The sequence below is a fragment of the Streptomyces sp. NBC_00306 genome (assembly GCF_036169555.1).
In the GTDB taxonomy this organism is placed as follows: Bacteria; Actinomycetota; Actinomycetes; order Streptomycetales; family Streptomycetaceae; genus Streptomyces; species Streptomyces achmelvichensis.
In genome coordinates, this window is sequence record NZ_CP108032.1 from 6,439,017 (window position 1) to 6,464,653 (window position 25,637).

Genomic DNA, 25,637 nt, shown 5'->3' on the forward strand with positions numbered 1-25,637 from the left:
GCCACTCATGGACTTCCTTCGCCCCGCCAGCTGGGAGGAGGCGCTCGCCGCCAAGGCAGAGCACCCCACCGCTGTACCCATTGCGGGTGGCACCGATGTGATGGTCGAGATCAACTTCGACCACCGCCGGCCCGAGTACCTCCTGGACCTGAACCGCATCGGTGAGCTGTGCGAGTGGGAGGTGGGCGAGGAGAACGTCCGCCTGGGCGCCTCCGTCCCGTACACGCAGATCATGGAGCAGCTGCGCTCAGAGCTGCCGGGACTGGCCCTCGCCTCGCACACCGTGGCCTCCCCGCAGATCCGCAACCGCGGCGGCGTCGGCGGCAACCTCGGCACCGCCTCCCCGGCCGGCGACGCCCACCCGGCGCTGCTCGCCGCGGGCGCCGAGGTCGAGGTGGAGTCGGTGCGCGGAAGCCGCCTGATCCCCATCGACGCCTTCTACACGGGCGTGAAGCGCAACGCGATGGCCGCGGACGAGCTGATCCGCGCCGTGCACATCAAGAAGGCCGACGGGCCGCAGCAGTACTCCAAGGTCGGCACCCGCAACGCGATGGTGATCGCGGTCTGCGCGTTCGGTCTGGCCCTGCACCCCGAGACCCGCACGGTCCGTACCGGCATCGGTTCGGCCGCGCCCACCCCGGTCCGGGCGACGGCGGCCGAAGAGTTCCTCAACGCCGCGCTCGAAGAGGGCGGCTTCTGGGACAGCAAGAAGATCATCACCCCGTCCGTCGCCAAGCAGTTCGCCCAGCTCGCCTCCGGCGCCTGCAACCCGATCGACGACGTTCGCGGCACCGCGAACTACCGCCGTCACGCCGTCGGGATCATGGCCCGCCGCACGCTCGGCTGGACCTGGGAGTCGTACCGCGGCAACGGCCGCAGCACTGAGGGAGTCGCATAATGCGCGTGAACTTCACGGTCAACGGCCGCAAGCAGGAGGCCGACGATGTGTGGGAGGGCGAGAGCCTTCTCTACGTCCTGCGCGAGCGCATGGGTCTGCCCGGCTCCAAGAACGCCTGTGAGCAGGGCGAGTGCGGTTCCTGCACGGTCCGCCTCGACGGTGTCCCGGTCTGTTCCTGCCTCGTCGCCGCCGGCCAGGTCGAGGGCCGCGAGGTCGTGACGGTCGAGGGCCTCGCGGACTTCGCCCAGCAGCGCTCCGCGAGCGGCTGCGCGACCGGCGCCTGCGGGACGACCCTCCAGGACGCCCGTCAGTGGAGCGCCCAGGGCACCGACTCGCAGACAGGCGAAGGTGCCGAGCTCTCGCCCATCCAGCAGGCGTTCATCGACGCCGGCGCCGTCCAGTGCGGTTTCTGCACCCCCGGCCTGCTGGTCGCCGCCGACGAGCTGCTGGAGCGCAACGCCGAGCCGTCCGACGCGGACATCCGCGAGGCGCTCTCCGGCAACCTCTGCCGCTGCACCGGCTACGAGAAGATCCTCGACGCGGTGCGCCTCGCTGCGGCCCGCCAGGAAGAGACGGTCTGACAGCCATGGCCACGACTGGTACCCCCACGAACATCACCCAGGGCTCCAAGACCAAGGGCGGCATCGGCGAGTCGACGCTCCGCCCGGACGGCACCCTCAAGGTCACCGGAGAGTTCGCGTACTCCTCCGACATGTGGCACGAGGACATGCTCTGGGGCCACACCCTGCGCTCCACCGTGGCGCACGCCGAGATCCGGTCGATCGACGTCTCCGAGGCGCTCGCGATGTCCGGTGTCTACGCCGTGCTGACCTACGACGATCTGCCCACCGAGGTGAAGAACTACGGCCTGGAGATCCAGGACACCCCGGTTCTCGCCCACGGCAAGGTCCGCCACCACGGCGAGCCGGTGGCCATCGTCGCCGCCGACCACCCGGAGACCGCACGCCGCGCGGCCGCCAAGATCAAGATCGACTACGCCGAGCTGCCGCTCATCACCGACGAGGCGTCGGCGACCGCTCCGGACGCGATCCTGGTCCACGAGAACCGCGACGACCACCACATCGGCCATGTGCCGCACCCGAACATCGTGCACCGCCAGCCCATCGTGCGCGGCGACGCCGACGAGGCCGCGAAGCGCGCCGATGTGATCGTCAAGGGCGAGTACACCTTCGGCATGCAGGACCAGGCCTTCCTCGGCCCCGAGTCCGGCCTCGCGGTCCCGTCCGAGGACGGCGGCGTCGAGCTGTACGTCGCGACCCAGTGGCTGCACTCCGACCTGCGCCAGATCGCACCCGTACTCGGCCTGCCCGAGGAGAAGGTGCGGATGACACTCTCCGGCGTCGGCGGCGCGTTCGGCGGCCGCGAGGACCTGTCGATGCAGATCCACGCCTGTCTGCTGGCCCTGCGCACCGGCAAGCCCGTCAAGATCGTCTACAACCGTTTCGAGTCCTTCTTCGGGCACGTCCACCGGCACCCGGCGAAGCTCTACTACGAGCACGGCGCCACCAAGGACGGCAAGCTCACGCACATGAAGTGCAAGATCGTCCTGGACGGCGGCGCCTACGCCTCCGCCTCCCCGGCGGTCGTCGGCAACGCCTCCTCCCTCTCCGTCGGCCCCTACGTCATCGAGGACGTCGACATCGAGGCCATCGCCCTCTACTCCAACAACCCGCCCTGCGGCGCGATGCGCGGCTTCGGCGCGGTCCAGGCGTGCTTCGCCTACGAGGCGCAGATGGACAAGCTCGCCGCGAAACTGGACATGGACCCGGTGGAGTTCCGGCAGCTCAACGCCATGGAGCAGGGCACCCTGCTGCCGACCGGCCAGCCGGTCGACTCGCCGGCCCCGGTCGCCGAGCTGCTGCGCCGCGTCAAGACCAGGCCGCTCCCGCCCGAGCAGCAGTGGCTCGCGGCCGGTGAGCAGGCGGACGTCCGCGCGCTGCCCGGCGGTCTGTCCAACACCACCCACGGCGAAGGCGTCGTCCGCGGCGTCGGCTACGCGGTCGGCATCAAGAACGTCGGCTTCTCCGAGGGCTTCGACGACTACTCCACCGCCCGGGTGCGCATGGAGGTCGTGGGCGGCGAGCCCGTCGCGACCGTGCACACCGCCATGGCGGAGGTCGGTCAGGGCGGTGTCACCGTCCACGCGCAGATCGCCCGCACCGAGCTCGGTGTCACCCAGGTGACCATCCAGCCGGCCGACACCCAGGTCGGCTCCGCCGGATCGACGTCCGCGTCCCGCCAGACGTACGTCACCGGTGGCGCGGTCAAGAACACCTGCGAGAACGTGCGCGAGAAGGTCCTCGAGATCGGCCGCCGCAAGTTCGGCTCCTACCACCCCGCGTGGGCCACCGCCGAGCTGCTGCTCGAAGGCGGCAAGGTCGTCACCGACGGCGGCGAGGTCCTCGCCGACCTGGTGGACGTCCTCGAGGACGAGGCGGTCGACCTGGAGCTCGAATGGCGCCACCGGCCCACCGAGGCCTTCGACCTGCGCACCGGCCAGGGCAACGGCCACGTCCAGTACTCCTTCGCCGCGCACCGCGCGGTCGTCGAGGTCGACACCGAGCTCGGGCTCGTCAAGGTCGTCGAACTCGCGGTCGCCCAGGACGTCGGCAAGGCGCTCAACCCGCTGTCCGTCGTCGGCCAGATCCAGGGTGGAACCACCCAGGGACTGGGCGTGGCGGTCATGGAGGAGATCATCGTCGATCCGAAGACCGCGAAGGTGCGCAACCCCTCCTTCACGGACTATCTGATCCCCACCATCCTCGACACCCCGACCATCCCCGTCGATGTGCTCGAGCTCGCCGACGACCACGCGCCGTACGGCCTCCGTGGCATCGGTGAGGCCCCGACCCTGTCGTCCACCCCGGCCGTCCTCGCGGCGATCCGGAACGCGACGGGTCTCGAACTCAACAGGACGCCGGTACGTCCCGAACACCTCACCGGCACCTGAGAGAAGCCCTCCGGGCGGTACGTCCAGGGAACGTCACACTTCCACGGCGTACCGCCCGGAGCACCGGAGCACCGCACCGCTCGCGGCCGTTCCCCCACCGTTCGTCTCGGGCCGTCCCCCGGGTCGTGCAGCCCACACAGTCATCCCAAATCCCGCAATCTCCGTCTCCATGCGGGTGCCCCTGTGAACCTTGGGAGTAGGCATCATGACCCAGCAGTCCCAAAAGCCCAGAAGCAGCGAGGAGGACGCCGGCACCGGCACCCTCCCCCCGAACCTTCGGCCTGGGGGGACCCCCACCTCGCTTCGCTCGCCCGCCGGAGGCTCTTGGCTCGACCGTTACTTCCACATATCCCGGCGTGGATCGACCGTCGGCCGGGAGGTGCGCGGCGGCATCACCACCTTCATGGCGATGGCGTACATCATCCTTCTCAACCCGGTGATCCTCTCGGTGCCCGACGCGACCGGTCACCGGCTCGACGGCGACCAGCTCACCACCGCCACCGTCTTCGCCGCGGCCGCCACCACCATCGTGATGGGCTTCATCGGCAATGTGCCGCTGGCCCTCGCGGCGGGACTCAGCGTCTCCGCCGTCATGGCCTTCCAGGTCGCCCCGGAGATGACCTGGGGCAACGCGATGGCCATGTGTGTCATCTACGGCCTCGTGATCGTCCTGCTGGTCGTCACCGGCCTGCGTGAACTGATCATGAACGCGATCCCGTTGGCGCTCAAGCACGCCATCACCATGGGCATCGGCCTGTTCGTCTGCCTCATCGGCCTCGTCCAGGCCGGCTTCGTCACCTCGATGCCCGGAGACGGAGGCATCGCCGGTGCCAAGCCCATCCAGCTCGGTACCAGCGACATGCTCACCGGCTGGCCGGTCCTCTGCTTCGCCGTCACGGTCCTGCTGATCTTCCTGCTCCAGGTGCGCAAGGTCCCCGGCGCGATCCTCATCGGCATCATCGGCGGCACCGTCTTCGCCGCCGTCGTCCACCAGTTCGCCGGGCTCGACAAGAAGGCCTGGGGCGGTCTGAACGCTCCCGAGCTCACCGGCTCCATCGTGAGCACCCCCGACTTCGGCCTCTTCGGCCAGGTCTCGTTCGACGGCATCGGCAGCGTCGGCGGCATCACGGTCGGCGTCATCGTCTTCACCCTCGTGCTCGCCGGCTTCTTCGACGCGATGGGCACCATCATCGGCATCGGCCAGCAGGCGAACCTCGCCGACGACAAGGGCAAGATGCCGGGTCTCAACAAGGCCCTGGCCATCGACGGTGCGGGCGGCGCGATCGGCGGCCTCGCCGGCGCCTCCGGCCAGACGGTGTTCGTCGAGTCCACCGCGGGCGTCGGTGACGGTGCGCGCACCGGCTTCGCCAGCGTCATCACCGGACTCGCCTTCACGCTCTGCCTCTTCTTCACCCCGCTCGCCCAGCTGATCCCCACCCAGGTCGCCGCCGCCGCGCTCGTCGTCATCGGATCGATGATGCTCACGAACGCCAAGCACATCGACTGGAACGACCAGGCCACCGCCATCCCGGTCTTCCTGACCACCGTGCTGATGCCCTTCACCTACTCGATCACCGCGGGCATCGCGGCCGGTGTCATCGCCCACGTCCTCATCAAGGCCGTCCAGGGCCGGGCCCGCGACATCGGCTGGCTGATGTGGGTGCTGTCGGTCGTCTTCCTTGCCTACTTCGCCCTTCACCCGATCGAGGGCTGGCTCGGAGTGAAGTAACTCCCGCCGCCCGCCACACACTTCGAGGAGACCGACATGCTGGACATCGCCGACGAGCTCAACCGGTGGGTCGAGCAGGGCCGTGAGTTCGCTGTCGCCACCGTGGTGGCGGTCGGCGGCAGTGCGCCCCGGCAGCCGGGAGCCGCGCTCGCCGTCGACAGCGAGGGCACGGCGATCGGGTCGGTCTCCGGCGGGTGTGTGGAGGGCGCGGTGTACGACCTGTGCCGACAGGCACTGGAGGACGGCGAAAGCGTCCTCGAACGCTTCGGCTACAGCGACGACGATGCCTTCGCCGTGGGTCTGACCTGCGGCGGGGTCATCGACATCCTCGTCACCCCGGTACGCGGCGCCGTCATCCCGGCGGCGCTTGCGGCGGCCGCGTCGGGTGAGGCGGCCGCCCTCGCCAGGATCACCGAGGGCCCGGCCGACCTGCTCGGCCGCGCGCTGCTCGTACGCCCCGACGGCTCCCGCGAGGGCAGCCTCGGCGGCCACCCCGAACTGGACCGTACGGCCGCGGCGGAGGCGGGCGCGCTGCTGGACGCCGGCCGCACCGGTACGGTCACCATCGGCGCGGACGGCAGCCGCTGCGGCCGTCCGCTGACGCTGCTCGTCGAGTCGAGCGTCCCCGCCCCGCGCATGATCGTTTTCGGTGCGATCGACTTCGCCTCGGCGCTCGTACGGATGGGCAAGTTCCTCGGCTACCACGTGACCGTCTGCGACGCACGGCCCGTCTTCGCGACCCGGACCCGCTTCCCGGAGGCGGACGAGATCGTCGTCGACTGGCCGCACCGCTACCTGGAATCGACGGAGGTCGACGCCCGTACGGTCCTGTGCGTCCTGACCCACGACGCCAAGTTCGATGTGCCGCTCCTCGAACTCGCCCTCACGCTCCCGGTCGCCTACATCGGCGCGATGGGCTCCCGCCGCACCCACCAGGACCGCAACCGGCGCCTGCGCGAGGTGGGCGTCGGTGAACTCGAACTGGCCCGGCTGCGCAGCCCGATCGGCCTGGACCTCGGCGCCCGTACCCCGGAGGAGACGGCCCTGTCGATCGCCGCGGAGATCGTCGCCCACCGCCGCGGCGGCAGCGGCGTCTCACTGACCGGCGCCCACACCCCGATCCACCACGACGCCACGGACCGCACCGCGGGCCGGATCGGCTCGGTCGCCTGACCCGTCGGCCGGTCGCCTGACCCATCGGCCGGTCGCCCGATCGCGGGCTGCCCCGCCGGGCACGCTGCCTCTTGCGCGGAACGCCGCTCCGGCAGATCACGGGGGACACGGCGGCCCGCCGGAGGGAAGGCCCCGGCCGCCCGCCGGGGCGATCCGGCCGCGCCGGGAATTCGGTTGCCGAACGCCCGCACGGCACGGTCTCATCAGGGGGACGACTCGACGACTCAGAGGTGGTGCGTGTATGCCCAGGGACCGGTGGAAGCGTTCTCGCGATCGGGGAAGGCCTCCCACCTCCGTGGTGTGAACTCCCCGGATGCGAGACGACATCGACCGCTGTCGCCCTGTCCCACGCATCACCCCAGGAGTCGTGTCCACGATGTCACGCAACACCTCCCGGCGCGCCCGCACCGAGGCGCGCGCCGAGTCCTTCCGCTGTCTGCAGTGCGGTCTCGACGTTCCGATGACCGCTGCCGGCACCGGCCACCGCAACCACTGTCCGAACTGCCTGTGGAGCCGTCACCTCGACGACACCCCGGGCGACCGGGCGGCCGACTGCGGCGCCCGGATGGAACCCCTCGCCATCTCCGTACGCGGTGATGGAGAGTGGGTGCTCGTCCACCGCTGTACCCACTGCGGTGTGCTCCACGCCAACCGGACGGCGGGCGACGACAACGCCCTGCCGCTGACCCGCCTCGCGGTCCGGCCGCTGGCGCAGCCGCCGTTCCCGCTGGAGCGCCTGACCGCGCTGTGACGACGAGCCGTGCCTCCCGGGTCCCCGGACCCGGGAGGCACGGCCCGCTCAGCCGCCCTTCGTCGCCACCACCAGCCGGCAGCGCGGGCTGCCGTCCGTCAGGCGTCCCAGCTCCTCCAGCGGCAGCAACTCCACCGTGAACCCCGCCCGGGTCAGCTCGTCCTGCACCTCGACGAGGCGGAAGGTGCGGTAGTACATGACGAACTCGGGCTTCCACACCAGGTTCCGTACGCGCATCACCGCGTCGAAGCCCCACAGGGTCCAGTACTGCCGTGAGCCCACCCGCGCGGGAGCCGGGAGCGGGAAGACGAACCGGCCACCGGGCCGCAGCGAGCGATGGACCTGGGTGAACAGCGCCGGCAGTTCACGCGGCAGGAAGTGCCCGAACGCGCCGAAACTCACCGCCAGGTCGAAGACCGGGGCGAAGGGAAGAGCCCGGGCGTCCGCACGGACCCAGTGCACCGACGGGCCCTCCGGTGTGCCCGGCTCCGGCAGGACCGCCCGCGCGTGGGCGAGCATCCCCGCACTGAAGTCGACGCCCGTGACCTGCTCCTCGCACACCTGCCGCAGTACGCCGACGCCCGCGCCGGTGCCGCAGCAGACGTCGAGCCCCGAGCGGAACGGGCCTAGGGACCGCACGGCGCGGGTCACCGGATCCAGTACGCGGTCCGGGGTGCGGAAGGGTGTCCTGTCGAACGTGGGAGCCAGCAGGTCGTAGCCGTGCTCGACCGACGAGAGAGCCTGGACGGCCAGCTCGCGAAGGGTGGGGCCCGAAGGGGTGAACATCACCTTCACAGTAGTGCCCCACGCGCCCCGGGGGTTGAACATCACCACTCCACGATCCGTATTCGGAGAGGGTCCCTGCGCTTCGTGAGGGCCACAGGCAGGCAGGGGAGGCAGCTTCATGGCCGGCAGCAATGTCACGGCACTCTTTCGCGCGTCCACGGCGCACAGCCCTTCGTACTTCACCCTGAACAGGGCGGGCGGCGCCGAGGCGGGAGAGATCACCGACTTCTGCATCCCCTGCAACCCGTACTTCCCCACCCCTGAGATGTTCGAGATGCTCGGCAGCCGGCTGCGTGAGATCCTCACCTACTACCCGAGCGGCGCCGACACCATCACCGCCGAGCTGTGCCAGGTGCTCGGTCTCAATCCGCAGACCGTCGCGATGGGCAACGGCTCCACCGAACTGATCACCTGGATCGATCACTTGCTGGTCCGCGAATCGCTGGCCGTCCCCGTGCCCACCTTCGGACGGTGGACCGACCAGCCGATGGAGACGGGCAAACGCGTCGACATGCTGCTGCTTCCGGAGGCACACGGATTCGGCCTGGACCCGGCCTCCTTCGTGCAGTTCATCCGGTCCCGCGGCTCCCGCACCGCCGTCATCTGCAACCCCAACAACCCCGACGGCGGCTATCTGCCCAAGCAGAAGGTCATCGCCCTCCTCGACGAGCTCCAGGACCTCGATCTGGTCGTCGTCGACGAGTCGTTCCTCGAGTTCGCGGACGCCGAGCCCGATCCGAGCGTCGCCGCCGAGGCGGTACTGCGGACGAACGTGATCGTGCTGCGCAGCCTCGGCAAGAACTTCGGCCTGCACGGCGTCCGGTTCGGCTATCTCGTCTCCAACCCGACGCTCGCGGGCAAGGTGCGTGCCGCGCTGCCCAAGTGGAACCTCAACTCCTTTGCCGAGACCGTGGTGTTCATGCTGAGGGAACACCGTCAGGAGTACGCGCAGAGTCTCGCCCAGGCGCGTCAGGACCGGCAGGAGATGATGTGGCGGCTGTCCCAGCTGCCGGGGCTGACCGTCTACCCCTCGCAGGGGAACTTCCTCTATGTACGCCTCCCGGAGGGTGTGGACGGAGCCGTTCTGCGTGACCGCCTGCTCGGCGAGCACGGCGTGCTGGTGCGCGAGTGCAGCAACAAGGTGGGCAGTTCCGGCCGCTTCCTGCGACTCGTGATCAGACCGCAGCACGATGTGGCACGGCTGATGTCGGCGATGGAACAGGTCCTCTACGGCCGCAGCGTGCAGGTCCCCGAGCAGCCTCCGCAGCCGATGGCGCCCATGCTCTCCCAGGTCCCCTCGCAGGCACAGCCCCAACCGCAGCCCCAGCCGCAACCCCAGCGCCAGCCGCAGCCTCAGATGCAGATGCAGATGCAGGCCCCGGCACCGATGCTGGCGCTCGCTCAGGAACCGGTCTCGGCCCGGGGGTTGTCCCCGGCCCGCCAGCCGGCCCCCGGCCGCACCGCTGCACCCCCGGCGGCCCCCGCGGCCGCGCTCTCCCAGGCGATGGTCCCCGGGTACACGTCGGGGACGGCGGCGGTCGACCGGCTGATCGCGGGGGCGTGACCCTCCGGCGCGGCAAGGAATAGGTGGCCCTGACGCCGTGTCCGTCCGCAGGCCGACACACGGCGGCCGGGCCTGCTCCCCGTGGGGTACGGGCAGTTGCGCCGAGCAGGGGACGACCGGCCCGAGGCGGATGCCGAGGATGGCAGCAACCGTCCGAAGGAGTCGTCATGCGCCACCCTGCCGCGCTGCTTGCCACCGCCCTGCTGCCCCTGATCACCCTGTCCACCGCCGGTACGGCGTTCGCGTCCGGGGGTGGATCCGGCCCGGTACGGCTGTCCGGGCCCAGCCCGTTCGCCGGCTGTGCACCCGGCGCGGCCGACGGGCTGATGGCCGAGGGTGCCATCGAACCCGGCCTCGCGTCCGACCCGTCCCGTCCCGGCTTGATGGCCGCGGTGTGGCCGCAGGACCGCCAGCGGGGTCTGGTCGTGGCCGTGACGAAGGACGGCGGCCGCACCTGGAAGCGGTCCGTCGTTCCCGGTCTGACCCGCTGCTCGGGAGGCCGCTTCGATTACGTCGACGAGCCGGCCGTGACCTTCACGGGCGACGGCGGACTCGTCGTGTCGGGCGGTCTGTTCATGGCCGACGGATCCGACTCGGCCGGTCTGTCGGTGCGTTCCGACGACGACGGGGCGACGTGGGCCGCCCCGGCGGTGATCGCCCGCGAGCCGGACCCGGCCGAGGGCGGGGTCGCCGCCGGTCCGGTCGTCGTCGACCCGCGCAGCCCCCGGGTGATGTACGCCGTCACCCCGCGCTTCCCGGCGACGGAACGCTCGCGCAACCAGGCCCTGATCGCGCGCAGCAGCGACGGAGGACGGACCTGGCAGAGCCCGCACCTGGTCGTCGACTCGGGCGAGGGCCACATGGTGTCGGGGCACCGGCTGAGTGTGCTGCCCGACGGCACCCTCGTCGACGTCTACACGCTCATCCGGTTCGGAGGCCCCGTCCTGTCCGTGCAGGCGACGCGTTCCACGGACGGCGGGCGGACCTGGTCGGCGCCGGTCAAGGTGTCCGATCTGCGTACGAAGTGGCTCTTCCAGGACCCTGAGTCGGGGGAGCAGGTCTCCCACACCACGAGCCTGCTCTCCGACTCGGGCGTCGATCCCCGTACCGGGCGGATGTACGCGGCCTGGCAGGACGCGAGGTTCAGCGCAGGCGCCGCCGACGGGGTGGCGCTGTCGTCCTCCGGTGACGGAGGGCGCACCTGGAGCGAGCCCGTCAAGGTGAACCGCACACCGGCCGGCATCCCTGCCGCTCATCAGCAGGCGTTCACCGTCTCGCTGGACGTGGCCCGGGACGGGACGGTCGGAGTCGCCTACTCCGACTTCCGTCACAACGACGCCCGGGCGCCCCTGTTCACGGACCGCTGGCTGGTGCGCTGCCGCCCGCTCGCATCGGCCGCGGGCGGCTGTCACCTGCCGACCGCTGGTACGGACCGCGGTTCAGCCCGTTGGAAGGAGACACGGCTGACTCCCGAGTCCTTCGACATGCGTCAGGCGCCCCGGATTCCCGATGCGGGAAGCCCGCGCGGCTACTTCCTGGGGGAGCAGATGGGACTGGCCGCCACGGGCCGGGGGTTCGCCGCGGCCTGGGCGGTTCCTGATGCCCCGGGCAGCGCGGCGGTCCACGTCCGGCCCGCCGCCTGATACCGCGGCGTCCGCGAGTCTTGACGCAGACACGCCACAGACCTACCTTCCTATCGCTGAGGTTGTTCAGCTATTAACCCATCGTTCAGAATCCTGAACGAACAGCGGTTGAAGGAGCCCATGATGACCGGAAAGCGTCTCTTACTGGCGGGGGCCGCAGCGACCTGCGGACTCATCCTCGTCGCGCCCCAGGCCTCCGCGGAGGTCGAGCCGGGAGGGTGGACGTCGCACTCGCCGTCCTTCTCCGTCCAGGAGAGGGGTTGCGGCCAGGTCGACGACCTCACCTTCCGCCTCACCTGCTCGACCACCAGCGGCGACCAGCGCGCCGAGCGCCGGTACGCCACGTACAACGGCGGCACCCACCAGTTCGAGGGCTACTTCCGCATCACGGCCATGAGCGGGACCCGCATCAGTCTCAAGCAGACGTTCCGCGACGGCTCGTCGGCCGGTCCGTACTTCATGCTCGCCGTCGAGCGCGGCGGCCGCCTGTACGCCGTGCACGGCGGAGCGACCGTCGCCGACGGAGCGACGGTCGGCACACAGGTCCGCGTCAACACCGTTCACCAGGTGGGCACGTCCCACCGCACCTACATCAACGGCTCCCGCCGGCACACGTACGACAGCCCCGGCGGCAGCTACTACGACAAGTTCGGCGCCTACCGCACGAACAGCGGCAACGGGACCGCCACCGTGCAGTGGAGCGGCATCAAGTTCTGGCGCAAGTGAGCGCACGGTCCTCGGATGACGACGATTCCCCGCCCGGCCGCCCGCGCGCTGCTGGCCACCGCTCTGGTGTCCGCCGTCCTGTCCGGCTGCTCGGACAGCTCCGCGGACGCCTCCGCGGGCGCGCGGGCGGACGGGCCCGCCGCCGGGAAACCTGACACCACGGCCGGTGTGACGCTGGCGGCCACCCTCGACTCACCGATCGACATCACGCTGCGCTGGAGCGGCCGGGACCCGGGAGCGGCGGGGCACGTCGTGGAGTTCGCCACCGAGCGGCAGGGGCCGTACACCGTCCTGCAGTTCGCGCCGCCCGGCCGCCGCACGTACACCCACCCCGATCTCATCCCGATGACCCCCTTCTACTACCGGCTCCGGCCGTACTACGGGCCCGCGTCGGACGCGGTCGGCATCGCGCTGCCGCCGGGCGGCTTCGGTGAGCGGGACCAGCGGAAGGACCACGGGTGGGCCGAGCCCCGGAAGCTCCCCCGCGACGAAAGGGCCGGCGCACCCCGGCACCCCGTCACGGGAGGCCCGGACAGGGCGGCGGCGCCGACCGGGCTGAAGGCGACCGTCATGCACGCGAACGGTGTGAAGCTCACCTGGCAGGACCACGCCCGGGACGAAGTGGGCTATCTGATCGAGGTACGGCCCGCCGGCGAACGCGAGTACCGGGTCGCCGCGGTCCTCGACGCGGACATCGAGTCCGCCGGGCTGATCACCCTGCCGCAGGAGAAGAAGGCGGCGATCCGCGTCCGGCCCCTGCGCTACGGGCAGCAGTCCAACATCGTCCACCGCACGACGGGAGCGGAGACGTCCGGCTGACCGGGAACGAGCGGCCGCCGGCCGACGCCGGACCGGGTACCTCTGGCTACGGACGGAATGTCGCGTTCCCGCCGCCGGCCTTGTGCACAACGGCGCAGGCCCGCAGCGGTACACCGCCCCTAGCCTCGCCGGAACAGCACCAACGAGGGGCGGTACCGGTGAACTGGCTCATCCGCGACTACCGCGAGAGCGATCTCGCGGCGGTGGTCCACCTGATCGACACCACGGCCGAGCTCGGCCAGGAGTCCGTGTTCTCGCTCGCCGAGTGCATCGGCGCACTCACCTCGCGCCAGCCCGCGGTCGTCGCGGTGCACCAGGGCGTACCGATCGGCGCGGCGCTCGCCACCGTGGCGGGCGAGCGGGCCTGGGTGATGCGTGTCGCCATCTCTTCCGCCTGGCGTGGCCGGGGTCTTGCGAGCGCGCTCCTCGTGGAGCTGGAGCGGCGCCTGATCGCGGCCCGCGCGGGGCGTATCGCCTATGTGCTGCCCGAGGAGGAACTGCTCGGCGAGGGGCTGCTGAACGCCGGATACACACGGCAGCCCGCCGTCGCCTACTTCGAGAAGGTCGAGCCGTTGCACGGTCCGGCGGCCAATCTGCTGGAGGACCTCGGCGGCCGGTTCCTGCCCAGCGATCTGTGGACCAGGGTCGCCGGCATGGAGGCCGAGAAGGACCTGATCGAACGGCGGGTGGTGCTGCCGCTGGCGGAGCCCGAGCGCGCCGCCCGGCACGGCGTCCGACCGCCGCGTGCGGTCGCGCTGTTCGGTCCGCCGGGGACGGGCAAGACCACGTTCGCCCGCGCCGTCGCGGCCCGGCTCGGCTGGCCCTTCGTCGAACTGCTGCCCTCCCGGCTGGCGGACGAGGGCAATCTCGCCGCCGCGCTGCGCAGCGCCTTCGCCCGGATCGCGGAGCTGGAGCGGGTGCTGGTCTTCATCGACGAGGTCGAGGAGATCGCCCCGGTGCGCTCGGACGCGGTGCAGGTGGGCGGGATGCACGGCGTGACCAATGAACTGCTCAAGCTCATCCCGGGTTTCCGGGAGGGCGACGAGCGTCTCCTGGTGTGCGCCACCAACTCCGTACGCTCACTGGACCCGGCGTTCCTGCGGCCCGGGCGGTTCGACTACCTGATTCCGATCGGTACGCCGGACGCGGCGGCCCGTGCCGCCATCTGGTCCCGCTTCACGGACGGCCGCCCTGATGTCGAGGTCCCTGTCCTGGTCGCGGCCAGTGAGCTGTTCACGCCCGCCGACATCGAGCACGCGGCACGGATCGCGGCACAGAGTGCGTTCGAGCGGGACCTGGAGACGATCGGTGGCGCCCCGCTCGACCGGCGCGATCTCGGGGCGGGGACCGAGGACTATCTGACGGCGATCTCCCAGTGCCGTCCGACGGTGACGACCGAAATGATCGAGCAGTTCGGAGCGGACATCACCGCGCATGCGCGGGTGTGACACGAGTACTCAACACCCCCTTTTCCGTTGGCCATTGCATTCGAGCCACCGTGGGCATTCCTGATCGGTAAACGATCAGTAAATGGGAACGGGCCGGCGATCGCGGCGGATACGTTCGAGCCGTGAATGCGCAAAACCTCCCCCAGGCCCGCACGGGCCTTCCCCGAACCGGCGCAGGCCCTGACCGGGTCGGCACCGGACGCCGTGCGCTGCTGCGCGCCGCGGTCGCCGGCGGTGCGACCGCGGTCGGCGGGCTCGCGCTCGGTGCGACGCCGGCCACGGCGGCACCGCGGACCGGCAGCCGCCCGGCCACCCCCGCTCAGGCGCTCAAGGAGCTCTCCGCGGGCAACCACCGCTGGCCACGTTCCGCCACCAACACCCCCACGAGACCAGGGCCGTTCGCCATGCCCTGGTCTCCGGACAGAACCCGTTCGCGGTCGTGCTGGGCTGCGTCGACTCACGGGTACCTCCGGAGCTGATCTTCGATCAGGGCCTCGGTGATCTGCTCACCGTACGGTCGGCGGGCGAGGTGCTGGACGAGGCGGTGCTGGGCAGCGTCGCGTACGGTGTACTGGAACTCGGCATACCCTTGGTCCTCGTGCTCGGGCACCAGTCCTGCGGCGCGGTCGAGGCAGCGGTCCACGCCGACGAGACGGGGGACGAACTCCCCGCGCACATCCAGTATCTGGCCGACCAGATACGCCCGGCGATAGACCGCGGCCAGTACGGCGACGCACGCGTCGACTCGACGATCAACCGTCAGGTCGCCCTGGTGCACCGCCGGCGCTCGGCGGAACCCGACCTGGCGGCGAAGATCGCCGCCGGTGAACTGGCCGTCGTCGGGGCGCGCTACGAACTGGACAGTCAGCTGGTGCACACGATCGCCTGACGTCACCGAGCGTGTCGGGTGAAGGCCCCGGTGGCGGCGAAGGATGCCGCGGCCGGGGCGCGGCGCATTCGCCGGCGGCGCCCTTGCGCACCGCCGTATGGTTCTATACCAGCTGAATCGTCAGTCAGTAGGTGGCTACGACACGGGAAACGGAAGATGACCAACGAGCCGGAAATACCAGCCCTCCTGGGCAGGCCCGAGCGCATGTGGGAACGCGCTGTCCTCCTCGTGCTGATCGCCGTCACCAGAACGGCCCGTCCCGCATTCCGCCTGGGGGAGCGCGCGTTGGAGTGTTCGCATTCCAATGGCGGGTGGAATCTGGAGCTGCTGCCGGACGGCAATGCGGTCTTCTTCGGCCAGGACGTCGACTGCAGCGACACCACCTACAGGGGCGACAAGCCCGTCGACCTGCTGGCCGGCGCACCTTCCTGGCTGCCCTACGGCCGGCTCCGCGATCTGAACGACGGCTATGAACTGGGCTATCTGTACTGGTGGGAGGGGGACCGCTGGGGCCGCGCCCCCTACCCCGACTTCGTCGAGGACGACGGTCTGGCCGCCTCCTGCGACGGATACGCCGGACTCTTCGACGACAGGTCACTCGCCGACAGCTTCGCCGACGCCGGCTACCGGGACCGGGAGGTGACCGAGCGCTTCACGGCCCGGGTCGCGGCCCGCACGGTGAACGCCGAAGCCCTCAGGGACCTGATCGACTCGGCCTCCGATCCGGGCCCGCTGCCGTGGGAGTCACGGCTGCCGAGCGCCCTGGAGTGGGCGCAGCGGCTGGGCGTCGCCGGACCGACGGAGGCGCAACGGCCCTCGTGAAGGGACGGGCACACGACAGCCCTCCTGGATCGACGCGTCACGGCTTCCGCTGAGCAGGGCGCACGCGTCGTACGTATCCCTTCCCGTACGCCCCCGCACGCCCGAAGGGACCTTCAGCATGGGATACGCGACCCGGAGCCGACGGGCCACCGTGTTGCTCGCAGGCCTGCTCGTACTTCCGCTCGCCGGCTGCTCCGACGAGCCGGACGGTGCGGCGGACAAGAAGGCGGCGGCGAGGCAGGCGGCGGAGAAGCGGACCCCGGCGAAGCAGCAACCCCGCCCGGCCGCGACCGCGCCGGCGCCGGCTCCCGCGAACGTCGAGAAGATCGGCGCGCTCACCGGCTGCACTCCCGAGGTCCGCATCCAGGCCAAGGAACTCCGTGAAGGCGTGTGCACCACGGCCCAGGGCAGTTGGACCGTCACCACGTTCCCCGAGGAGAAGTTCAAGACGATCTGGCTGGACAGTGCCCGGATGTACGGCGGCACCTATCTGGTCGGGCCGCGATGGGCCGTCGGCGGAAAGCCGGAGCTGCTGGACACCCTGCGCACCAAGCTCGGCGGTGAGGTCGTGCGTCTGCGGGACGCGGCCCCGGGCAGCAGCCCGTCCTCCTGACCCCTGCATCACGGGCCTCAACTGCCGCACCGACAACGGAGTTGCGCACCGACGATTCGCCCGACCGTGCCCGTGCGGCCACCACGCCCTCGAAGGGACGATGGCGTCCGACGGGGCTCCCGCTGCCTCGGCGAGGTCCGGGACCGGAACGCGGAGGAGACCGTGCCGGAGGTGCGGGCGATGGCGATCTTCCGCTGACCGGCGCGCCGCCTGCGCGGCAGCCGCACCCCGGCGGGCCGGGCGTGGCAGACTTCCGGCCGATGAACGTCCGGCCCCGCACGGCCGTACTGCTGACTGGCAACGACACCTGGACCGTCACCGCCACGGTCGGTCCGTCATACGCCGGCCGGGCAGGAGGGACATGCTGTGACCCTGTCTTCTTCGAAGGCGCGACTGGCAGCGCTGCGCACCGACCTCGAGCGCCGCAATCCGGCACAGCCCGAATTTCATCAGGCGGCGACGGAAGTGCTGGACACCCTGGCGCCCGTACTAGCCGCCCGGCCCGAGTACGCGGAACCGGGGCTCGTCGAGCGCCTCTGTGAACCCGAACGTCAGATCATCTTCCGCGTGCCCTGGCAGGACGACCGTGGTGAGGTTCAGGTCAACCGCGGATTCCGGGTCGAGTTCAACAGCGCGCTGGGCCCCTACAAGGGCGGACTGCGTTTCCACCCCTCGGTGAACCTGGGCGTGGTGAAGTTCCTCGGCTTCGAACAGGTCTTCAAGAACGCGCTCACGGGGCTCGGTATCGGCGGTGGCAAGGGCGGCAGCGACTTCGACCCGCGCGGCCGCTCGGACGCCGAAGTCATGCGCTTCTGCCAGTCCTTCATGACCGAGTTGCAGCGGCACATCGGCGAGCACACCGATGTTCCCGCGGGGGACATCGGCGTCGGCGGCCGGGAGATCGGCTATCTGTTCGGCCAGTACCGCCGGATCACCAACCGCTGGGACGCCGGAGTCCTCACCGGCAAGGGCCAGGGCTGGGGCGGCTCGGCCATGCGCACCGAGGCGACCGGGTACGGCAGCGTGCTCTTCGCCGCCGAGATGCTGCGCCTGCGCGGCGAGGAGCTCCAGGGCCAGGCGGCCGTGGTCTCCGGCTCCGGCAACGTCGCCATCCACACCATCGAGAAGCTGACGCGCAGCGGCGCCCACCCCATGACCTGCTCCGACTCCGAGGGCTGTGTCGTGGACGAGAAGGGCATCGACCTCGAACTCCTGCGTCAGGTCAAGGAGGTGGAGCGCGCCCGGATCAGCGAGTACGCCAAGCGTCGCGGCGCATCCGCGCGCTTCCTCCCCGGCGGCCGGGTGTGGGACGTGCCCTGCGACATCGCCTTCCCTTCGGCCACCCAGAACGAGCTGCACGCCGACGACGCGCTCGCCCTCGTGCGCAACGGGGTCAAGGCCGTCTCCGAGGGCGCCAACATGCCCACCACCCCCGAGGCGGTACGCATCCTCCAGGACGCGGGTGTGGCGTTCGGCCCGGGCAAGGCCGCGAATGCCGGCGGCGTCGCGGTCAGCGCCCTGGAGATGCGGCAGAACGCCTCCCGCGACGCGTGGACCGCGATGCGCGTGGAGGAGGAACTCGCCGTCATCATGCGGGACATCCACCAGGTCGCCCACGACACGGCGGAACGCTACGGCCTTCCCGGCGACTATGTGGCAGGTGCCAACATCGCGGGGTTCGAGCGGGTGGCGGACGCGATGCTGGCCCAGGGCCTGATCTAGCACCGGCAGCCCGCCGGTGGACCAGGGGCCCGCATCGCTTCGGTGCGGGCCCCTCGCACGGCTGCCGCCCTCCGCGTCAACGGCGCTGCAACGCCTTGACGTTGTTCCCGAACGTCCAGTTCTTCGACCCGTCCCAGTTGACCGACCATGTCATCAGGCCCTTGAGCCCTCCGCCGTAGGTGTTCCAGGCCTGCGCGACCAGATTCGGCGCCATGTGGCCGCCGCCGGCGCCGGGCTGGGCCGGCAGACCGGGGACCTGCTTGTCGTACGGCACCCGGATCGTGGTGCCCTGGACGACCAGACCTTTGTTGAGACAGTCGGTCTGCGCGGTGAAGCCCTGGACGGTCCCCGCGGAGTAGGAGTCGCCGGAACAGCCGTACATGCTGCCGTTGTAGTACTGCATGTTGAGCCACCACAGCCGGCCGTTGTCGGCGTACTTCTTCACGATCGGCAGGTACGCGCCCCAGATCGATCCGTAGGCCACGCTGCCGCCGGTGACGTAGGCGGTCTCGGGTGCCATCGTCAGACCGAAGTTGGCCGGCATCCGCGCGAGCACGCCGTCGATGATGTGGACGAGGTTGGCCTGCGAGGCCGACAGCTGGTTGATGTTCCCGCTGCCGACGAGGCCGGTCTCGATGTCGATGTCGATGCCGTCGAAGTTGTACGTCTGGAGGATCGGCACCACCGTCTGGATGAACCGGTCGGCCACGGCACGGGAGCTGAGGTCGATGCCGGCCGTCGCACCGCCGATGGACAGCAGGATCGTCTGGCCGGAGGCCTTGGCCTGGCACATCTCGGCGGGGGTGGCGACCTTCACGGTGGCGTCCATCCCGTCCTCCCACAGGACGGTGCCGTCCGAACGGATCACGGGGAAGGCCGCGTTGAGGACGTTGTAACCGTGCTCGCGGATGCGGGTATCGGTGATCGGTGTCCATCCGAAGGGCGGGTGGACACCGTTCGAGGCGCCGTCCCAGTTCTCCCAGTACCCCTGGAGCACCTTGCCCGCGGGCTTGGACTTCACCGCGCAGGTGACGGCCCGCGGCTCGCTCGGCGTGGGCGGCCCGCTCGGTGCCGCGGCCGCCGACAGCGGTACGACGCCCGCCATCGTGAGAACGACGCCCAGCAGACGTAACGTCCGTCCGATCATGCTGTGCTCCCTTCGTGCCGGAGTGGTACCGGAGGAGTTCAGCGTCTTGTGGTCCAGACCTTTCGTCAATAGGTCTGGACCAAGTTGCCGGGCTGGTGCGCCGGTTGACGAGGCGGCGGCGGTACGGTCGGGCCGAGTGCGGAGACACCAGGGGGCGCATGTGGCACGAGTGGTGGAGTTGGCGTACTACCCCGTCAAGGGGTGCGCCGGCAGCGCGGTGCGCGAGGCGGTGCTGACACCCGCGGGACTCGCACACGACCGCAGTTTCATGGTGGTGGGTGAGCAGGGGGTGTACCGCACCCAGCGCCGGGACCCGCGGCTCGCGCTGATCGTCCCCACGATCGGCGCCGACGGCCTCCGGCTCACTCTGAACGCGCCCCGGCACGAGCCGGTCGCGATCGACGTCGACACCACCGGACCACGCAGGGACGTCGATCTGTTCGGTGCCGCCTTCCTCGGGATCGACCAGGGCGACGACGCCGCCGAGTGGCTCTCCACCGTCCTCGCCGCACCGAGCAGGCTCGTCCGCGTGCCGCCCGAGCACCACCGGGTGACCGACGGCCGCACACCCGGCACCTCCGGCTATGCCGACAGCTGCGCCGTCCACCTGCTGTCCCGGTCGAGCCTCGACCTGCTCAACGAGAAGCTCGCCGTGCGGGGCGCTGCGCCGATGCCGATGGACCGCTTCCGCCCCAACATCGTCGTCGGCGGCTGGGACGAGCCGCACACGGAGGACCGCGCACGCCACATCACCGTCGGAACGGCGGAACTGGGCTATGCCAAACCGGCCATTCGCTGCGCCGTCACTTTGGTCGACCAGCTCACCGGCGAACGGGACGGCCCGGAACCGCTCCGCTCGCTGGCCGGCTACCGCCGCGCGAGGGAGGGCGGCGTCGCCTTCGGTGCGAAGTTCGCGGTGCTGCGGCCGGGCAGGCTGGCCGTGGGCGACGAGCTGACGGTCGGCACCTGGGGAGAGACCGAGGTGTAGCCGCGGTGGGCACTCACCCGCGGTCGATATCCGGCAACGCGAAGAAGCTGCCGCCGTGCTCGTCGACATGCACCACGTATCTGCCCACGCGGACGACCTGCACCGGGCCCGACCGCCAGGCGCCGCACGGCCCTTGACTGCCGGGCAGGGGTGTCCAGACCTCGTGGAACGTGCTGCCGTCCGGGTTCGTGCCCGACTCGGTCATGTCACCGCCGGACGCACGCGCCAGCCGCCCCACGTCCTCGCCCGGTTCCCCGACGTCGTGATGGAACCGGACCAGGCCGTCGCCGTAGGCGGTCACGCCGGCGAAACCCCGGCTGTCGGCGTACCAGTCGCCGGCCTGGAGCCAGACCACGTGCTCGTTCTCCTGCAGCGGTCCGCCGTCACGGCTGATTCCGGCGCGCAGCCATGCGCCGGGAGAGGGTGGCTTCACCCGTCCAGCATGGCAGCCGGGCGACATGTCTTCGGCCCGCTGTGTCAGCGGCGGATACGTCAGCGGCGCCAGAGCCGTCGCAGTCCACGAGGCTGCGGGACACCACCCGTCGTGGTCGTCGCACCGGCAGCCGCCGGACGGGCCGACTCACGCCGCAGGAAGTACTCCGCGTCCTTCGGGCGGCCCAACTCCGTGGTGCGGGGCCTCGGCGCCGGCTCCAGGTGCGGAATGTACTTGGAGCAGTGGACGTACGCCTCGTGGACCGTCACGTGCACCCACAACTGCGCCTGCCGTCCCGGAGCAGCGTCCCGCGGAAGATCGGGGTGCGCGGCACGCTGCTCCTCGTCGGTGCGCAGTGCGACCGCGCCGTTGACGTGCAGACCGATGTGATGCCGGGTGAAGTCGACGAACAGCAGGCCGAGATGGGGATTCTCGACGAGGTTCCCCACACCGGCCAGGACGCCGTTGCCGCGGTACTCGGGATAGGTCAGCGTGCGGTCGTCCAGCACGGTGACGAACCCGGGCGGCCCGCCGCGGAACGTCGCGTCACAGGCACCGCCGGCGTCCGCCGTGGACAGGAACACCATGGTCTGGTCACCGATGAACTCCCGCATGGCAGGCGTGAGTACGTCGTGCATCTGCCGGTCGTAGAAGTCGGCCGCCCGCTCGGCGGTGCCGAACTGCTTCTGGGCCAGCCGTTCCCCGTAGGAGCCGAACTCCTGGTCGCTGGTGGTCACGGCGGTTGGGCCTCCTCGGAAGAACGGCTGGATCCGGCGGAGGCTCATTTTCGTCTGCGCTGTATCTCCCCGTCCAGGGACGGGGAGATACACCCTGCAGGTCGTCAGCGGGTCCGGCCCGCTCACCCGCCCTCCGTCTCACCTGCCGGGGCGCTCCGGGCGGTACGCGTCCTGCCGGCCCGGCTTCCCCGGGTGCTCGCCCGGCCCCTCGGTGTGGCTGGCCAGAGGGGTGGGGGACAGCGCGGTGCTCTCCTCGCCCGGCTCCAGCAGGGTGTCCGCCGGGCCGACGATCAAGGGGTCGGGACGGCCGACGGTCTCCTTGTCCTTGCTCGCGTAGTCCAGCTGCGAGAGCAGGCTGCGCATCGCCTCCAGCCGCCCCCGCCGCTTGTCGTTGCTCTTCACCACGGTCCACGGGGCATGGCTGGTATCGGTGGCCCGGAACATGTCGACCTTGGCGGCGGTGTAGTCGTCCCACAGGTCCAGCGACGCGAGGTCGGTGGGGGAGAGCTTCCACTGCCGTACCGGGTCGATCTGGCGGATCGCGAAACGGGTGCGCTGCTCGGCCTTGGACACGGAGAACCAGAACTTCACCAGCACGATGCCGTCGTCCACCAGCATCTGTTCGAAGCGCGGGCACTCGTGCAGAAACAGCTCGTACTGCTCCGTGCTGCAAAAGCCCATGACCCGTTCCACGCCGGCGCGGTTGTACCAGGAGCGGTCGAAGAAGACGATCTCGCCGGCAGCCGGCAGATGTGCCACATAGCGCTGGAAGTACCACTGGCCCGCTTCGCGCTCCGTCGGCTTCTCCAGGGCCACCACGCGCGCGCCACGCGGATTCAGCCGCTCGGTGAAGCGCTGGATCGTGCCGCCCTTGCCGGCCGCATCACGGCCCTCGCAGAGGACGACCAGCCGCTGGCCGGTGTCCTTGACCCACCGCTGGAGCTTCAGCATCTCGATCTGGAGCAGCCGCTTCTGCCGCTCGTACTCGGAACGCCGCACCTTGCGGTCGTAGGGGTAGTTCTCGCGCCAGGTCTTGATGGGGCGGCCCTGCTCGTCCAGCAGAAGCGGATGCTCGGGCCTGCTCTCGTCCACCGTCAGGCCGTCGAGGAGGCTGTGCTGGTCGTCCCGGTCGTGTGCGTCACTCACAAACGTCACCTGTCTCGCAGCCGTGGAGGGATGGGAACGCCCTGCCGGTACACACCAGTAAACGGGGCCGGGCGCCGCGGGGCACCCGGCCGGGTGAGGGCGCCGGCCGGGACGGGGTCAGAGGTGGGTGGAGTGGATGGTGCGCTGCGACGGCAGTCGCAGCGCAAGACGGGCACCGCTCCGCCGTCCCGTCGCGCTGCCGGACGGGACCCGCGGGCCCTGGTCGGCCAGGAGCTCCTCGAGATGCGCCCGGCCGGCGACCATGGCGCGGCGCATCGCGTCGGCATCCGTGACACCCGCCGCGGCCTGCTGCGCTGCGGCGTGGAGCAGGCGGGCACCGTCGATGTGCCGCGGGAAATGGACCGACAGGGCGTCGAGCTGGCGCTCGCGGGACTCGGCCGTGAGGCCCCGGTCGGAGGCGAGCCGGCTCAGCAGCTGGTTGGCCCGCGCGGCGGCCGCTCCGGGCGCGTCGACGAACTGCTCCTGGAGCCCTGACCAACGGCTCAGGTACTGCCGCCGGGTGGTGTCGGTGAGCGAGAAGGGGCAGAGACCGCCGAAGCACCGCAGCCGGTCGGCCAGTTCGCGCTCCGCCGCTCGCACGTCCCCGCCCGCCAGAGCGACCACCCGGTCGTACTCGGGTCCGAAGCGGCGCGTGAGGGTGGCCGTGCTGTACAGCTTCACCGGCCGGGCGAGCAGGAGTACCGCGATGATCGCTGCCACCAGTCCCAGAATCGCCAGGATGCTCACGGACATGGTTCCTGCCTTTCGACGAGTCTCCACGGCTTACGTGTGTCACTGCGTGTTACCAATGTGCCGCAGCGTAAACACCCCGGGTGACGGAGTGGCTACCTCCGGTTCCTCGTGACCCCGGACCACCTCACGTACACGGGCACCGCTCACAGATACCGGCGGATGGGCTGGACGGCGGCCTCGCGGGCCCGCTGGAGCACCGACCGCCGCTTCCAGCGGCCGCCCTTGATCGGCTCGCTCCGCGCGGCGTCCTCGTCGAAATGGCCGTCCAGGGTCGCGGTGAACTCCTCGTCGAGGACGGCCAGCATGACTTCCTCGTCGTGTTCGAGCGACCGGCGGTTGAAGTTGGTGGACCCGATGAGCGAGGCCACGCCGTCGACCGTGATCACCTTCGCGTGCAGCATCGTCGGCTGGTACTGGAAGATCTTCACGCCGCAGGCGAGCAGCTCGTCGTAGTAGTGCTGCCCGGCCAGCTGGCAGACGCGTTTGTCGGTGTACGGGCCCGGCAGCAGGATCTCCACCTCCACGCCCCGCCGCGCCGTCGCGCACAGCAGGTCGATGAAGTAGGCGTCCGGCGAGAAGTACGCGGTGGTCAGCCGGAAGCGTTCCTCGGCCGACTCCAGCATGACGCGCATGAGCGTCTGCATGTCCTGCCAGCCGAAGCTGGCGGAGCCGCGCACCACCTGCACGACCGCGGAGCCCTGCCGCTCGTGCTCGACGAACCGGTCACGTTTGTCGAAGAGCTCGTCGTGGCACTCGGCCCAGTTCTGCGCGAACGCGGCGGCGATGCCGTCCACGGCAGCGCCCTGGAGCCGGACGTGCGTGTCACGCCACTCGTTCTCATTGCGGGCGTCCCCGCACCACTCCTCGGCGATGCCCACACCGCCGGTGAAGGCCGTCGTCTCGTCGACGACGAGCGCCTTGCGGTGGCAGCGGTGGTTCTGCTTGAGCGGCGACAGGTACAGCGGCTTGCGGAACCAGGCCACCTGCACGCCGTCCCGCTCCATCATCGTCAGCTGATCCTTCTCGATCAGCCGGCAGCCGAAGCCGTCCAGCAGCAGCCGCACCCGCACACCCGCGCGTGCCCGCTCGGCCAGGGCCTCGGCGAACTCCTTGGCGATGTCCCCCCGCCAGTACACGAAGGTCATCATGTCCACGGTGTGCTGCGCGGACCTGATGCTCTCCAGCATGGCGGCGAAGATCTCGTCCCCGTTGCGGAGCGGGACGAGACCGTTGCCTTCGGTGGCGGCGATGCCGATGAGGCGCTCCAGCCGCCGCCGCAGACGCCGGATCCGCTGCTCGGGCGTGGACGCCTCGGCGGCGAATGCCTCGCCTGTTCTCGCGGAACGTCTTTCGGGACGTATCCGCGGCTGGTCCTGTGTGCTCGTCATCGATTCACTGCTCCGGTGCAAGAGGGGCGTCGCGTCGGAGGACGGCGACGCCGGGACGGTACTCAGCAAGGGACCCCGACCGGTCCGGTCGGGGCCACGAGGATGCCGGCGGGTGCCCGTGATCGAGGAACCCTCTGTCCAGCCCCCCGGTCCGCCGCATGCCCCCGCGGCAACCGAACATGCCCTCCGCCTTTTCCACGAAGCTCACGGGTTTACCAGCGGTGTGAGCGGTGACGCGACTGTCAGGACCTGTTGTCTAGCCGACTTGGAAGTGAACAGCTGTGGCTGAGAACCAGAAGGCCAAGGCCAAGATGGAACAGACCAAGGGCAAGGCCAAGGAAGCGGTCGGGCGCACCGTGGGCAACGAGCGCATGACCGCGGAAGGCCGCGCCGAGCAGGCGAAGGGCGACGCCCGCCAGGCCAAGGAGAAGACCAAGGACGCGTTCGGCCACTGAGGTCTGCACACACTGTCGGGCCCGTCGCACCCCGCT

23 protein-coding genes and 1 pseudogene are annotated in these 25,637 nt (G+C 70.5%); 17 read left to right on the forward strand and 7 right to left on the reverse strand.

What is annotated here, in order from left to right; all coding sequences use genetic code 11:
* Positions 1–7 precede the first annotated feature (7 nt).
* The 6 genes from OHA05_RS28645 to OHA05_RS28670 all read left to right on the forward strand — a co-directional run bounded on the left by OHA05_RS28645 (position 8) and on the right by OHA05_RS28670 (position 7,522).
* Positions 8–898, forward strand: a complete 891-nt coding sequence (locus OHA05_RS28645; RefSeq protein ID WP_313943408.1) for an FAD binding domain-containing protein — start codon at positions 8–10, stop codon at positions 896–898.
* Positions 898–1,479 (forward strand): (2Fe-2S)-binding protein, encoded by a 582-nt coding sequence (locus OHA05_RS28650; protein ID WP_313943407.1) that lies wholly within the window; start codon positions 898–900, stop codon positions 1,477–1,479. The genes OHA05_RS28645 and OHA05_RS28650 overlap by 1 nt, the downstream gene beginning before the upstream one ends.
* A gap of 5 nt (positions 1,480–1,484) precedes the next feature.
* Positions 1,485–3,869, forward strand: coding sequence for a xanthine dehydrogenase family protein molybdopterin-binding subunit (locus OHA05_RS28655; RefSeq protein ID WP_328862094.1), 2,385 nt, complete (start codon positions 1,485–1,487; stop codon positions 3,867–3,869).
* A gap of 205 nt (positions 3,870–4,074) precedes the next feature.
* The gene (locus OHA05_RS28660; protein ID WP_313943404.1) at positions 4,075–5,598 is read left to right on the forward strand and encodes an NCS2 family permease; all 1,524 of its coding nucleotides are present in this window, start codon (positions 4,075–4,077) and stop codon (positions 5,596–5,598) included.
* A 36-nt stretch (positions 5,599–5,634) separates the two neighbouring features.
* A complete protein-coding gene (locus tag OHA05_RS28665; RefSeq protein ID WP_328862095.1) occupies positions 5,635–6,771 on the forward strand; it encodes an XdhC family protein in 1,137 nt (378 codons plus the stop codon).
* Between the two features lie 376 nt (positions 6,772–7,147).
* Positions 7,148–7,522: an RNHCP domain-containing protein gene (locus OHA05_RS28670; protein WP_313943402.1), complete on the forward strand. Its 375-nt coding sequence runs from the start codon at positions 7,148–7,150 to the stop codon at positions 7,520–7,522.
* A gap of 48 nt (positions 7,523–7,570) precedes the next feature.
* On the opposite strand, the gene OHA05_RS28675 is transcribed toward OHA05_RS28670, so the two are convergent.
* A complete protein-coding gene (locus tag OHA05_RS28675) occupies positions 7,571–8,308 on the reverse strand; it encodes a class I SAM-dependent methyltransferase (protein ID WP_313943401.1) in 738 nt (245 codons plus the stop codon).
* A gap of 118 nt (positions 8,309–8,426) precedes the next feature.
* Here OHA05_RS28675 and OHA05_RS28680 point away from each other — a divergent pair, with 118 nt between their 5' ends.
* From OHA05_RS28680 to gdhA, 9 genes and pseudogenes are all read left to right on the forward strand, one after another.
* On the forward strand, positions 8,427–9,872 hold the full coding sequence (locus OHA05_RS28680) for a pyridoxal phosphate-dependent aminotransferase (RefSeq protein ID WP_313943400.1): 1,446 nt from the start codon (positions 8,427–8,429) through the stop codon (positions 9,870–9,872).
* Positions 9,873–10,039: 167 nt separating this feature from the next.
* Positions 10,040–11,515, forward strand: a complete 1,476-nt coding sequence (locus OHA05_RS28685; RefSeq protein ID WP_328862096.1) for a sialidase family protein — start codon at positions 10,040–10,042, stop codon at positions 11,513–11,515.
* Between the two features lie 123 nt (positions 11,516–11,638).
* The gene (locus OHA05_RS28690; protein WP_328862097.1) at positions 11,639–12,241 is read left to right on the forward strand and encodes a hypothetical protein; all 603 of its coding nucleotides are present in this window, start codon (positions 11,639–11,641) and stop codon (positions 12,239–12,241) included.
* Between the two features lie 15 nt (positions 12,242–12,256).
* Complete coding sequence (locus tag OHA05_RS28695) at positions 12,257–13,060, forward strand: fibronectin type III domain-containing protein (protein ID WP_328862098.1); 804 nt, start codon at positions 12,257–12,259, stop codon at positions 13,058–13,060.
* Positions 13,061–13,218: 158 nt separating this feature from the next.
* Positions 13,219–14,508 carry an ATP-binding protein gene (locus OHA05_RS28700; protein WP_328862099.1) on the forward strand — a complete coding sequence of 430 codons (1,290 nt, stop codon included), beginning with the start codon at positions 13,219–13,221 and terminating at the stop codon, positions 14,506–14,508.
* A 209-nt stretch (positions 14,509–14,717) separates the two neighbouring features.
* Positions 14,718–15,397: pseudogene (locus OHA05_RS28705) on the forward strand (carbonic anhydrase).
* 156 nt (positions 15,398–15,553) lie between these two features.
* Positions 15,554–16,219, forward strand: coding sequence for a hypothetical protein (locus OHA05_RS28710; RefSeq protein ID WP_328862100.1), 666 nt, complete (start codon positions 15,554–15,556; stop codon positions 16,217–16,219).
* Between the two features lie 118 nt (positions 16,220–16,337).
* Positions 16,338–16,832 (forward strand): hypothetical protein, encoded by a 495-nt coding sequence (locus OHA05_RS28715; protein WP_328862101.1) that lies wholly within the window; start codon positions 16,338–16,340, stop codon positions 16,830–16,832.
* Between the two features lie 366 nt (positions 16,833–17,198).
* Positions 17,199–18,554 (forward strand): NADP-specific glutamate dehydrogenase, encoded by a 1,356-nt coding sequence (gene gdhA, locus OHA05_RS28720; RefSeq protein WP_391837499.1) that lies wholly within the window; start codon positions 17,199–17,201, stop codon positions 18,552–18,554.
* Positions 18,555–18,630: 76 nt separating this feature from the next.
* Here gdhA and OHA05_RS28725 read toward each other — a convergent pair whose 3' ends face one another.
* Positions 18,631–19,701, reverse strand: a complete 1,071-nt coding sequence (locus tag OHA05_RS28725) for a chitinase (protein WP_328862102.1) — start codon at positions 19,699–19,701, stop codon at positions 18,631–18,633.
* Positions 19,702–19,861: 160 nt separating this feature from the next.
* Here OHA05_RS28725 and OHA05_RS28730 point away from each other — a divergent pair, with 160 nt between their 5' ends.
* Positions 19,862–20,689: an MOSC domain-containing protein gene (locus OHA05_RS28730; RefSeq protein ID WP_328862103.1), complete on the forward strand. Its 828-nt coding sequence runs from the start codon at positions 19,862–19,864 to the stop codon at positions 20,687–20,689.
* A gap of 13 nt (positions 20,690–20,702) precedes the next feature.
* Here the strand turns inward: OHA05_RS28730 and OHA05_RS28735 are convergent, their stop codons facing one another.
* The 5 genes from OHA05_RS28735 to OHA05_RS28755 form a co-directional block, all read right to left on the reverse strand.
* Entirely contained in the window at positions 20,703–21,122 is a 420-nt protein-coding gene (locus OHA05_RS28735) for a hypothetical protein (protein ID WP_313943393.1), read from the reverse strand.
* Positions 21,123–21,181: 59 nt separating this feature from the next.
* Positions 21,182–21,859 carry a pyridoxamine 5'-phosphate oxidase family protein gene (locus OHA05_RS28740; protein ID WP_328862104.1) on the reverse strand — a complete coding sequence of 226 codons (678 nt, stop codon included), beginning with the start codon at positions 21,857–21,859 and terminating at the stop codon, positions 21,182–21,184.
* A 138-nt stretch (positions 21,860–21,997) separates the two neighbouring features.
* A complete protein-coding gene (gene ppk2, locus OHA05_RS28745) occupies positions 21,998–23,005 on the reverse strand; it encodes a polyphosphate kinase 2 (protein WP_413777713.1) in 1,008 nt (335 codons plus the stop codon).
* 117 nt (positions 23,006–23,122) lie between these two features.
* The gene (locus OHA05_RS28750; RefSeq protein WP_328862105.1) at positions 23,123–23,758 is read right to left on the reverse strand and encodes a hypothetical protein; all 636 of its coding nucleotides are present in this window, start codon (positions 23,756–23,758) and stop codon (positions 23,123–23,125) included.
* A 143-nt stretch (positions 23,759–23,901) separates the two neighbouring features.
* Positions 23,902–25,146 (reverse strand): phospholipase D-like domain-containing protein, encoded by a 1,245-nt coding sequence (locus OHA05_RS28755; protein WP_313943389.1) that lies wholly within the window; start codon positions 25,144–25,146, stop codon positions 23,902–23,904.
* Positions 25,147–25,427: 281 nt separating this feature from the next.
* Here OHA05_RS28755 and OHA05_RS28760 point away from each other — a divergent pair, with 281 nt between their 5' ends.
* On the forward strand, positions 25,428–25,601 hold the full coding sequence (locus tag OHA05_RS28760) for a CsbD family protein (RefSeq protein WP_313943387.1): 174 nt from the start codon (positions 25,428–25,430) through the stop codon (positions 25,599–25,601).
* The last annotated feature ends 36 nt before the right edge of the window (positions 25,602–25,637 follow it).